Annotated in this window: 5 protein-coding genes, 2 tRNA genes and 2 rRNA genes; 1 reads left to right on the forward strand and 8 read right to left on the reverse strand. The window is 61.9% G+C overall.

The features are described from left to right. Positions 1-44: 44 nt before the first annotated feature. From WJ35_RS18750 to WJ35_RS18765, 4 genes are all read right to left on the reverse strand, one after another. Positions 45-2926, reverse strand: a 23S ribosomal RNA gene (locus WJ35_RS18750). A 290-nt stretch (positions 2927-3216) separates the two neighbouring features. Next, positions 3217-3292: transfer RNA gene (locus WJ35_RS18755), tRNA-Ala, on the reverse strand. A 34-nt stretch (positions 3293-3326) separates the two neighbouring features. Next, a tRNA-Ile gene (locus tag WJ35_RS18760) sits at positions 3327-3403 on the reverse strand. 63 nt (positions 3404-3466) lie between these two features. Further along, positions 3467-4999: ribosomal RNA gene (locus WJ35_RS18765) — 16S ribosomal RNA — on the reverse strand. Together the 16S and 23S rRNA genes with 2 tRNA genes alongside form the textbook arrangement of a ribosomal RNA operon. 705 nt (positions 5000-5704) lie before the next feature. On the opposite strand from WJ35_RS18765, the gene WJ35_RS18770 reads away from it, so the two are divergent. Beyond that, positions 5705-6142 carry an ATPase gene (locus WJ35_RS18770; protein WP_069239673.1) on the forward strand — a complete coding sequence of 146 codons (438 nt, stop codon included), beginning with the start codon at positions 5705-5707 and terminating at the stop codon, positions 6140-6142. 127 nt (positions 6143-6269) lie between these two features. Here WJ35_RS18770 and WJ35_RS18775 read toward each other — a convergent pair whose 3' ends face one another. The 4 genes from WJ35_RS18775 to WJ35_RS18790 all read right to left on the reverse strand — a co-directional run bounded on the left by WJ35_RS18775 (position 6270) and on the right by WJ35_RS18790 (position 12345). Further along, positions 6270-6968: a DUF429 domain-containing protein gene (locus WJ35_RS18775; RefSeq protein WP_069239674.1), complete on the reverse strand. Its 699-nt coding sequence runs from the start codon at positions 6966-6968 to the stop codon at positions 6270-6272. A gap of 9 nt (positions 6969-6977) precedes the next feature. Beyond that, positions 6978-7502: an HD domain-containing protein gene (locus tag WJ35_RS18780; protein WP_069239675.1), complete on the reverse strand. Its 525-nt coding sequence runs from the start codon at positions 7500-7502 to the stop codon at positions 6978-6980. Between the two features lie 118 nt (positions 7503-7620). Next, complete coding sequence (locus tag WJ35_RS18785) at positions 7621-11091, reverse strand: ATP-binding protein (RefSeq protein WP_069239676.1); 3471 nt, start codon at positions 11089-11091, stop codon at positions 7621-7623. Between the two features lie 3 nt (positions 11092-11094). Beyond that, complete coding sequence (locus WJ35_RS18790; protein WP_060237677.1) at positions 11095-12345, reverse strand: metallophosphoesterase family protein; 1251 nt, start codon at positions 12343-12345, stop codon at positions 11095-11097. Positions 12346-12400: the final 55 nt, after the last annotated feature.

Consider the following 12400-nt stretch of genomic DNA (forward strand, 5'->3'; position numbering starts at 1 on the left):
CAACCCGTCCGACGCGCTCTCTTAGCGCGAAACAGACTTGTTATAGGATCAAGCCTTACGGGCAATTAGTATCAGTTAGCTGAACGCATTACTGCGCTTACACACCTGACCTATCAACGTCCTGGTCTCGAACGACCCTTCAAGGGGATCAAGTCCCCAGGGATATCTCATCTTAAGGCGAGTTTCCCGCTTAGATGCTTTCAGCGGTTATCTCTTCCGAACATAGCTACCCGGCGATGCGACTGGCGTCACAACCGGTACACCAGAGGTTCGTCCACTCCGGTCCTCTCGTACTAGGAGCAGCCCCCTTCAAATATCCAACGCCCACGGCAGATAGGGACCAAACTGTCTCACGACGTTTTAAACCCAGCTCACGTACCTCTTTAAATGGCGAACAGCCATACCCTTGGGACCGGCTACAGCCCCAGGATGAGATGAGCCGACATCGAGGTGCCAAACACCGCCGTCGATATGAACTCTTGGGCGGTATCAGCCTGTTATCCCCAGAGTACCTTTTATCCGTTGAGCGATGGCCCTTCCATACAGAACCACCGGATCACTATGACCTGCTTTCGCACCTGCTCGACTTGTCGGTCTCGCAGTTAAGCACGCTTATGCCATTGCACTATCAGCACGATTTCCGACCGTACCTAGCGTACCTTCGTACTCCTCCGTTACGCTTTGGGAGGAGACCGCCCCAGTCAAACTGCCTACCATGCACTGTCCCCGACCCGGATCACGGGCCAAGGTTAGAACCTCAAACAAACCAGGGTGGTATTTCAAGGACGGCTCCACCGAAACTAGCGTTCCGGTTTCATAGCCTCCCACCTATCCTACACAGATCGGTTCAAAGTCCAATGCAAAGCTACAGTAAAGGTTCATGGGGTCTTTCCGTCTAGCCGCGGGTAGATTGCATCATCACAAACACTTCAACTTCGCTGAGTCTCGGGAGGAGACAGTGTGGCCATCGTTACGCCATTCGTGCAGGTCGGAACTTACCCGACAAGGAATTTCGCTACCTTAGGACCGTTATAGTTACGGCCGCCGTTTACCGGGACTTCAATCAAGAGCTTGCACCCCATCATTTAATCTTCCGGCACCGGGCAGGCGTCACACCCTATACGTCCACTTTCGTGTTTGCAGAGTGCTGTGTTTTTATTAAACAGTCGCAGCCACCAGTTTATTGCAACCCCTTCACCCTCCTGGCGCAGGCCAGTCAAGCTACAAGGGCGTACCTTATCCCGAAGTTACGGTACCAATTTGCCGAGTTCCTTCTCCCGAGTTCTCTCAAGCGCCTTAGAATACTCATCTCGCCCACCTGTGTCGGTTTGCGGTACGGTCATCGTTAGACTGAAGCTTAGAGGCTTTTCTTGGAACCACTTCCAATTGCTTCGCTCCCGAAGGAGCTCGCGCCACACCCTTGAATTACGCACCCGGATTTGCCTAAGTGCCTTCTCCAATGCAGCGACCGGGACTTCCAACACCCGGACAACCTTCCGCGATCCGTCCCCCCATCGCATCTAACAATGGTGCAGGAATATTGACCTGCTTCCCATCAGCTACGCATTTCTGCCTCGCCTTAGGGGCCGACTCACCCTACGCCGATGAACGTTGCGTAGGAAACCTTGGGCTTACGGCGAGGGGGCCTTTCACCCCCTTTATCGCTACTCATGTCAGCATTCGCACTTCCGATACCTCCAGCACCCTTTACAAGGCACCTTCGCAGGCTTACGGAACGCTCTCCTACCATGCGAGCAAAGCTCGCATCCGCAGCTTCGGTATATAGCTTAGCCCCGTTACATCTTCCGCGCAGGACGACTCGATCAGTGAGCTATTACGCTTTCTTTAAAGGGTGGCTGCTTCTAAGCCAACCTCCTGACTGTTTTAGCCTTCCCACTTCGTTTCCCACTTAGCTATATTTGGGGACCTTAGCTGGCGGTCTGGGTTGTTTCCCTCTTGACACCGGACGTTAGCACCCGATGTCTGTCTCCCGTGATTGCACTCTTCGGTATTCGGAGTTTGCTATGGCGGGGTAATCTGCAATAGACCCCCCAACCATGACAGTGCTCTACCCCCGAAGGTGAGACACGAGGCACTACCTAAATAGTTTTCGGAGAGAACCAGCTATTTCCAGGTTTGTTTAGCCTTTCACCCCTATCCACAGCTCATCCCCTAACTTTTCAACGTTAGTGGGTTCGGACCTCCAGTACGTGTTACCGCACCTTCATCCTGGCCATGGATAGATCACCTGGTTTCGGGTCTACGCCCAGCAACTGAACGCCCTATTCGGACTCGCTTTCGCTACGCCTGCCCTATACGGTTAAGCTTGCTACTGAACGTAAGTCGCTGACCCATTATACAAAAGGTACGCCGTCACCCCTTACGAGGCTCCGACTGTTTGTATGCATGCGGTTTCAGGATCTATTTCACTCCCCTCCCGGGGTTCTTTTCGCCTTTCCCTCACGGTACTGGTTCACTATCGGTCGATCACGAGTATTTAGCCTTGGAGGATGGTCCCCCCATCTTCAGACAGGATTTCACGTGTCCCGCCCTACTTGTCGCACACCTAGTTCTTTCATACTGTTTTCGCCTACAGGGCTATCACCTGCTATGGCCGCACTTTCCAGAGCGTTCGGCTAACAATACAAATAAAGAGTGCAAGGCTCATCCCATTTCGCTCGCCACTACTTTGGGAATCTCGGTTGATTTCTTTTCCTGCGGTTACTTAGATGTTTCAGTTCACCGCGTTCGCTTCGCATGGCCTATGTATTCAGCCATGGATACTCCATACGGAGTGGGTTTCCCCATTCGGACATCTACGGATCAAAGCTTGTTTGCCAGCTCCCCGTAGCTTTTCGCAGGCTACCGCGTCCTTCATCGCCTGTGATCGCCAAGGCATCCACCACATGCACTTGTTCGCTTGACCCTATAACGAGTCTGTCTCATCGACAGTCGCTACAGGTTGAGTTCTCGCGTTGTGCCGTATTCCAATTGAGCCGAACATGAAGTTCGAATCATCTTGAGATACATCGATACAATCACAACCCGGATAGTTTCCACGTCCATCTCAGAGACGCTTCCGCTATCCAAATTACTTGCTTCTTCCAGATTGTTAAAGAACGACAGCCGATACAGTTTCCTGCATCACTCTGACTGGCTCAATCGCCAATGCAAAGCGCTCGCTGTTTTTTTCAGCAAACTCTTGGCATTGAGGATTGGTGGAGGCAGACGGGATCGAACCGACGACCCCCTGCTTGCAAAGCAGGTGCTCTCCCAGCTGAGCTATGCCCCCATACAGAGACGCCCCAGGTTTCCACGCCAGACAATGGTGGGTCTGGTTGGATTCGAACCAACGACCCCCGCCTTATCAAGACGGTGCTCTAACCGACTGAGCTACAGACCCCTGAGTCTGTCCTAATTTACAGCCGATAAGCGTGAGCGCTCAACTTGCGCGAGATAGCTCTGGAAAGGAGGTGATCCAGCCGCACCTTCCGATACGGCTACCTTGTTACGACTTCACCCCAGTCATGAATCCTACCGTGGTGACCGTCCTCCTTGCGGTTAGACTAGCCACTTCTGGTAAAACCCACTCCCATGGTGTGACGGGCGGTGTGTACAAGACCCGGGAACGTATTCACCGCGGCATGCTGATCCGCGATTACTAGCGATTCCAGCTTCATGCACTCGAGTTGCAGAGTGCAATCCGGACTACGATCGGTTTTCTGGGATTAGCTCCCCCTCGCGGGTTGGCGACCCTCTGTTCCGACCATTGTATGACGTGTGAAGCCCTACCCATAAGGGCCATGAGGACTTGACGTCATCCCCACCTTCCTCCGGTTTGTCACCGGCAGTCTCCTTAGAGTGCTCTTGCGTAGCAACTAAGGACAAGGGTTGCGCTCGTTGCGGGACTTAACCCAACATCTCACGACACGAGCTGACGACAGCCATGCAGCACCTGTGCGCCGGTTCTCTTTCGAGCACTCCCGAATCTCTTCAGGATTCCGACCATGTCAAGGGTAGGTAAGGTTTTTCGCGTTGCATCGAATTAATCCACATCATCCACCGCTTGTGCGGGTCCCCGTCAATTCCTTTGAGTTTTAATCTTGCGACCGTACTCCCCAGGCGGTCAACTTCACGCGTTAGCTACGTTACTAAGGAAATGAATCCCCAACAACTAGTTGACATCGTTTAGGGCGTGGACTACCAGGGTATCTAATCCTGTTTGCTCCCCACGCTTTCGTGCATGAGCGTCAGTATTGGCCCAGGGGGCTGCCTTCGCCATCGGTATTCCTCCACATCTCTACGCATTTCACTGCTACACGTGGAATTCTACCCCCCTCTGCCATACTCTAGCCTGCCAGTCACCAATGCAGTTCCCAGGTTGAGCCCGGGGATTTCACATCGGTCTTAGCAAACCGCCTGCGCACGCTTTACGCCCAGTAATTCCGATTAACGCTTGCACCCTACGTATTACCGCGGCTGCTGGCACGTAGTTAGCCGGTGCTTATTCTTCCGGTACCGTCATCCCCCGACTGTATTAGAGCCAAGGATTTCTTTCCGGACAAAAGTGCTTTACAACCCGAAGGCCTTCTTCACACACGCGGCATTGCTGGATCAGGCTTTCGCCCATTGTCCAAAATTCCCCACTGCTGCCTCCCGTAGGAGTCTGGGCCGTGTCTCAGTCCCAGTGTGGCTGGTCGTCCTCTCAGACCAGCTACTGATCGTCGCCTTGGTAGGCCTTTACCCCACCAACTAGCTAATCAGCCATCGGCCAACCCTATAGCGCGAGGCCCGAAGGTCCCCCGCTTTCATCCATAGATCGTATGCGGTATTAATCCGGCTTTCGCCGGGCTATCCCCCACTACAGGACATGTTCCGATGTATTACTCACCCGTTCGCCACTCGCCACCAGGTGCAAGCACCCGTGCTGCCGTTCGACTTGCATGTGTAAGGCATGCCGCCAGCGTTCAATCTGAGCCAGGATCAAACTCTTCAGTTTAAACCTGTTACTGTTTTCGGTTCCGTTAAGAACCGGTCGCTCACTCAAAGCTGACAGGTATATGAATCTCTTCATAAACCTGACTTACTTTAGTGTGAGACTCTTGATACTTTCGCTTTCTGACCCGAAGATCAGCTCGCTTCCATCAAGCGCCCACACTTATCGGCTGTTAATTTTTAAAGAGCATTTCTGCGAGGAACTTCGCGTTTCTCAGCAGCGCTGCGTTTTCAGCAGCAGAGAAGCGAGATTATGAACCGTCTTTCTTCACTCGTCAACAACTTTTTGAACTGCTTCGTTGTGACGGTGAGGGGTTCAGCTTCGTGTGCGTTCTGGCCACTCCAGCCACCCAACCGCACCGCTTCCCTTCTTCCGCACCGTGTTTCCGGTAGCGCGAAAGAGGCGTGATTCTATGCACCCGCCTCTCGCAACGCAACCCCTTTGTGAAAATATTTTGAAAAAGCCTCCTGGGCTATCGCGTACAGCGGCTTCCGGTGTCGTGCTCATCACGCTCTATATATATCGCCGCACGAACGAGGTACCCGCCGGATAAGAGGAAAGTCAGCGCCGCTATATCGAACAGCGGCCACGCCGCGATTCGACCACGCGCGGCATTTGACTCACGCCAGCCATCAGGCCGGAGCACAAACAACGACGTGCTCGCCGTCGAGTATCATGCCGCGATCGCACCACGCACAATGACCAACGATGGACAGCTCCACTCAATCCGACGAAGCCGATCTCCGCGCCGAATACGCAGCACTACACCAGCGCGCCGCCATGCTGGAGGAACAGGTCCCGCCGCTCCTGCAACGCATTTCTGACGTCCTGCCGCGAATCAGCGGCGAGTCGGAGCTCGCGGACGAGCATCGCGAACGGCTCGTCGGTGCGCGCAACGCTGCGATGGTCTCGATCGAAAACTACCAGCAGGCGATCCCCTTCCTGCAAACAGCGGAATCGATCGTCGAACAGCTGGACAAGACGCCCGAACGTGACGAGGACGTGGAGTGGCGCGATGCATTGCTGCAGCGCCTCGACGAACTGATCGACGTAGCGGTCGTGATGATCGACGATGCGCAAACGTATTTCGAGCAGGCAGACGCCTGCGCTCTGTCCAACATACCGAAATCGATTCTCGAAGAATGAGCGCCGCGGCCGGCAGGCAGGCGACTCGCCTGCGCACATGGCGCTTGCGGCCGCTCGCCACCGTTCGCGCCGTCAACGGCGATCGCTCGGTGCAGCTCCCGAAAAGGCTCACCTTGGCGCCGTGCGATCAGGGCCTCACCCGCAACAGCGTATCGAGAACGATCGTCCGGTCGACCACCGGCACGCGGATATAGCCGCCCGCCGCATCCCCATACGCATGCGCGTTTCCATCGATCACGTATTGCGCGGTCAACGCGCAAAGCGTCGCATCGCGTGCGTCGACCGATCGAAGTGCGGTCACGTCGACCCCAAGCTGCATCAGTAATTGCCGGCGCTGGTTGCGCTTCTGCTTCGCCGAGGCGATCGCCTTGCCGAGCAACGCGCACGTAACTGCATACGGGTAAGTCTCGAAGCTCACGCGCCCGCCCGCATACCGCGCGTCGGTGAGCAACGGATAGGTATCCGCCAGCGCGCGGTAAACGCGCTCTCCGATGAACATCCAGTCGAAGAAGCCCGACGCGCTCGCTACGGCCTGCTCGCGCGACGGCGTCGGAAAGCATGAAATCCGTTCGCGCGCGAGCGCCTGCTCGGCGGCCCGACGACCGCTTCCCGTCCACCAGATGCTCGGCGCGTCGACGCCGACGGCCACCACGTCATGCTCGATGCACAGCGCAGGCAGCGCCTCGGGTGCGATCCGCGCCGCGTGGTAGACGATCGCCGCGCCGCGCAGAATCACGAGATCGCATTGCTTCCTGTTGCCGCCCACATCGACGCCCGCCACCGCGGGCAGCGATCGCGCGACGGATAGAAATCGGGCCGCCGGCATGGCCGCGTATCACTCGGCGGGCCGCGCGTCATACGCGGCGTCGAAGATCGCCTCGAGCCCCGGATGCACGCCACGCATGCGATCGACCACGGCCTTGGCCCAGTCGAAATACGCCTGCCTGCGTTCGAGCGGCCAGTCCGCGGGCGGGTGCCGCGCGACATCGCGCACGTTGCAGATCTTGTCGGCCAGCTTGACCAGCTTCGCGCGACGGCTGATGTGCGCCGCGTGTTCGATCTGGAGCCGCTTGCGCTCGTCCTTCGGCAGCGACTTGTCGTCCGTTACTTCCATCACGATATCCGCGATGTCCTTGCCGAACAGGCGCAGCAATTCCTGCTCGTTCGTCTCGGTGTCCTCGACCGTGTCGTGCAGCACCGCCGCGACGATCACGCGCTCGTCCTCGATGCCGGCCTCGTTGGCCAGCACGTCGGCCAGTGCGATCGGATGATTGATGTACGGCGACGCTTCGTCGTCCTTGCGCCGCTGATTGCGATGCTTGTCCGCCGCGAAAGCGATGGCTGCCACCAGCTTGTTCATGTCGCTCCCTCGTGTGGCCGGCCCGCGACGAGCGGGCCGGCCGTCGGCATTTCGCAACCGCACATACTACCTGTCCGCAACGACCATTCCCACCTATCGGGTAGCGCGCCGCTCGCCATCACGCACCGGCCGCCTCGCGCTGCAACGCCACCACGTTCACCTGCACGCCGAACACGTCGCGCACGAGCGGCAGCAAGTGATCGTGGTGCGTGAGGAACAGCACCTGCGTGCGCGTCGACAGGTCGCGTAGCGCTTCGAGCCCCGCCTTCGCGCGCGCGTCGTCGAAGTTGATGAACAGGTCGTCCGCAACGAACGGCAGCGCGGTCCGGTTGCGCAGCTGCAGTTCGAGCGCGGCGATCCGCAACGCCAGGAACAGCTGGTCACGCGTCCCCTCGCTCATGCCGGTCACCTCGACCGCCGTGCCCTTCGTCCGCTTCGCATGGAGCGCGGGCGGCGTGCGCTCGGTATCGACCGTCAGCCGCGCAAACTCGCCCAGCGTGAGCCCCGCGAAGATTTCCCCGGCGCGCTTGAGCATCGGCCCCTGCTTCTGGTCGCGATAGCGATCCGTCGCCCACTTCAGCAGCCGGCTCGCCGTCGCGGCCTCCAGATACTGCTCGGCGGCGTCGCCCATCGCGGCCAGCGCTTCCTGCCGCTTCGCCTCGGCGACGGCCGCATTCGCCTGGCCGTCGATCGCGCCGAACGCCTGCTCCGCGACCACCTGTTTCTGCGCAAGCTCGTTCAGGCGCTTGCCGACATCGCCCAGCGCCTGCTTCGCCGATTCGAGCAGCGCCGGCACGTCGGCGAGGTCCTGCTCCTCGACTTCCGCCTCGATCGCCGACTGGGACAACCCGTCGCCATCGCGCACCAGCGCTTGCTTCGCGGCGTCTACGGCCTGTCGAAGCGCGCGCTGCCGATCCGAGCGCTCGGCCAGCGGCAACGCCGCATCGATCGTTGCGACCGCCGCCAGCTGCAGCAGCGGCTGAACGCGCGCCTGCGCACCGGCCACCGCGGCGGCCGCATCTGCCACCTTGTCGTCGGCCTGCGTCACCGCCTCGTCGGCACGATCGACGGCGCGTGCCGTTTCCCGTGCCGCCGCCAGCCGCACGGTCAACCGGCGCGCGACGTCGAGCCAGTCGTCGCCCGCCAGCCATGACGGCGCGAGCGCGCCCGCGAGCCGGCGCGCACCGGCCTCGAGCGCAGCGAGTTCTGCACGGATCGCCGCCATCCGGTTGCGCGGCGCGTCGGCCGCAGCGAGCTCGACCGTCACCGTCGTCGCGAGCCCGAGCGCACCTTCCGCGGCGGCCAGCGTGCCGGCGCTCGCGGAAAGCTGTGCGTCGGCAAGCGCCTCGAGCCATTGCGCGTGCCAGGCGTCATACGCAGTTTCGGCCTGGCCGGCCCGCGAGCGCGCGGTCGCGCAGCCGCGGTCCGCTTCGCGCACGCGGTCCTCGAGGCTCTCCTTCTGCGCGAGCGTCTTTTCGGCCGTCTGCACGTATGTCTCGGCGATCGCGACGAGCGCCGCCAACCCGTCGGCGTCGTCGGCGCGGGATACGGCACGCAGCGCCGCACGCAACGCGTGTTCGGTCGCGGTGCGCGCATCGCGGATCGTCGCGAGCTCGCGGCGCTGCCGGTCGAGCTCCAGCTGCGCGGCCAAAACCGAATCGCGCTTCGCCAGCCAGTCGTTCATGTCGGCGAGCGGCATGCCCGGCACGCCGGCGGCCGTCGCGAGTTCCGCCCACGCGCTGCGATGCGCGGCGAGCTCACGCTCGCGCTCGTCCATCGCCGCCTGCCGGCGCGCGAGCACTGCGCGCGCCGACTCGACCTGCTGACGCAGCGATTGCAGCGTCGCCGCCGCCTGCGTCGTGCCGAGCCGGGAATCGACGAGCTCGTCCGCGAGCCGGATCGCATCGTCGACCGCCGGCGCGCCGGCGTCGAGGCCGACCGTGCCGCGCTTGATGTCGCCCCACGCGCCGTCGCGGCGCGCGCGCGCCGCCAGCACGTCCGCGGTCGTGACGACCTTGTGCGTCTCCGCGAAATGCCGCTCCTGCAGTTCGAGGCGTTCGAGTTCTTCGCGCGCGCCGTCGCGTGCATCGCGCGCGGCTGCCGCCGCACTCGCGCGCTCGCTGGCTTCGTTCAGCAGCACGCCGAGCCGCGCGGCCGACGGCACATCGAGCACCCGCAGCGCATCGACCGGCCGGCGCCACTGGCCGAGCGCATCGAGCGCGTCGGCGAGCGTGCGTTCGACGGCTGCGATGTCGCGTTCGAGCGCCTGTTCCCGCTGAGCGCTGCCGCGCAAACCCTGCGCATCGGCAAGCGCGGTGCGAAGTGCCTGCGGCACATCGACGGTGGACACGCGCGCCAGTTGTTCCTGCGCGTGCGCGAGTTCGCGCGTGCGCTCGTCGAGCGATTCGCGCGCGCCGATCAGCGCCTGATGCAGTGCGCCGTGTTCACGCAGCAGGTTGGTAACCGTCTTCAGCGACAGCGCCTTCGGCAGCGCCGCGCGCAGCGCCGCTTCGTCCGCGGGCCAGCCGAGCTGCGCCGCGGCGGCCGCTGCCGCGGACAGATGCCGCTCGACGTCGGCGCCGAGCAGCAGCAGATCCTGCGCGTGGTTCATGCAGGCGCCGCGCAAGCGGTCGAGCGCTTCGATGTCGCCGGCGAGCGCGAGCGCGTCGGCATCGGGAACGATCGCGTCGCGCGCTTGCCGTTTCGCGAGCAGGTCCGCGCGACGCTCTTCGAGCACCTTCTGCTCGGCAGCCAGATCGCCTTGCGCCTTCAGCAAGTCCGCGTACGCGCTGGGCGGCAGCTCGACGACGGCGCCCAGTTCCGCGAGCGCCGCTTCCTTGAAGGTCAATTCCTTCAGATACGGCGCGAGCCGCCGCACGCGCTCGAGCTTCGAGCGCAGCGTTTCGAGCCGGCGCTGCTCGGCGCGCGCCCGTTCGATTTCCTGATCGACGGCTTCGCGGGCCTCCTTGCGGTCGACCCAGTCACGCGTGCGCACCTGCACCGCCTTCAGTTCGCCCACCGCTTCGTTGAAGGACATCTCGGCCACCGCGAACGCGCTGCCGCTGCGCCGCGGCGCCCACAGCTCGCCCGAGCGCGCTTCCAGCTCCTCGCGCACCGGCCCGAGACTGCCGACGCCCGCCGCCGATTCGAACAGCACCTGGCCGAGCTTGTCGGACGCGTCGAGAATGCTCCTGCCGCCCTCGACCAGCCGCCCGTGATCGAGCCCGAACATCTGCTCGAAGAATTCGCGCGTCGCGCCGTCGAGAATCGCCGCGAGGTAATCGTCGGGCAGTTTGTCGTCGGCAGGCGTGCGCAACGAGCTGCGCCCGCGTGCGCGGTGAAACGCGAGCGTGCCTGCGTTGCCCTCCAGCACGCCGCCGATCCGCAGCTCCGGCGTGCTGTGGAGGAAATCGAGCGGCGTCTGCAGCTTCATCCCGAACAGCAGCTCCGACACGGCCGTGCGGATCGTCGACTTGCCGGCCTCGTTGGGCCCGACGATCACATGAAAATCGTGGTCCGCGCGCGGAAAGCCGAGCGCCGCGTCGGTGAATTTGCCGTACCTGATCAGGTCGAGTCGCTTGATGCGCATCGTTCACTCCCCCTGCGCCAGGCGCGCCAGCAACGCGGGGCCGACCTGCTGCACCAGTGCCGTCAGCTCGCCGGACCGCGCCAGCGACAGCAGCGGCACCTCTTCCTTCACCTCGCTGCGCACCTTGCCGACGAACGGCTTCAGGTCGCGTTCGAGCTGCGCGAGAAATTCCGGATCGTGCGCGGCGTCCGCGAGGATCTGCTTCAGGTCCTCGAGCGCCTCGAGCTGCTCGGTCTCGCCATGCGACAGATCCATCGCGGACGTCGCGACCTTGACCTTCTCGAGCCAGAGCCGCTCGTTGCCGATGATGCCGATCTGGTTCAGCACTTCCGCGCGCAGCTGCGTCGCGCGCCCGAAGAACAGCCCGTGCGCGGGCGTGCGGCCCGTGACCGTCACGCGCACCGCGCGCGGCACGTGGCCGTCGACCGTCAGCAGCGCTTCGAGCGACTGGCCGATCTTCCGCGCGAGGTCGGCGATCGTGACGCAATCGGCCGCATCGACCGCGACGGCCTCCCAGCGCAGCACGTCGAGATACAGGCGCTCGACGCGCGTCTCGCCGCCCTCGACCGTGACGAGCACCGCGCCGCGCCGGCCCGTCTCGCGGATGTGCCGGCCCTGCAGGTTCCCCGGAAACACGATCGTCGACGGCCCCGACCATTGCTGGAACTCGTGGACGTGCCCGAGCGCCCAGTAGTCGTAGCCTTTCGCGTGCAGCTCCGCGAGCGTGCAGGGCGCGTAGCTCGCGTGCGCCGTGTAGCCCTCGAGCGCCGTATGCAGCACGCCGATGTTGTAGCAGCCGGGCACGGGTTCCGGATAGCCGATCGCGAGATTCTCGACGACCGCCTTGTCCTTGAAGCTCTGCCCGTGCAGCGCCACGTTGAATTCGTGCAGGCGATGGACTTCCGGCTTGCGGTGGCTGAACACCGTGACGTTGTCCGGCAGCGTGAGCTTCTTCGTCATCTCGCTCTCGGCGTCGTGGTTGCCCCACAGCACGAACGCACGGATGCCCGCCTTGCGCAGACGCCCCATCTGCTGGCCGAAGAAGATGCCGGTGTTGTGATCCTTCCAGTCGCCGTCGTAGAGATCGCCGGCAATGACGAGAAAGGCCACCTCCTCCTCGATCGCGCGATCCACGAGCTGCCGCAGCGCGTCGCGCGACGCGTTGCGCAGTTGCGCGGCCGGCGCATCGGGATAGGCGCTCAGGCCGTGCAGCGGGCTGTCCAGGTGAATGTCTGCCGCATGGATGAACTTCACGAAGAATCCTCTGGTTCATGACGATGGGCGATGCCGCGGCGATTGCGCGCTGAAC

The organism is Burkholderia ubonensis, from assembly GCF_001718695.1.
GTDB lineage: Bacteria > Pseudomonadota > Gammaproteobacteria > Burkholderiales > Burkholderiaceae > Burkholderia > Burkholderia ubonensis_B.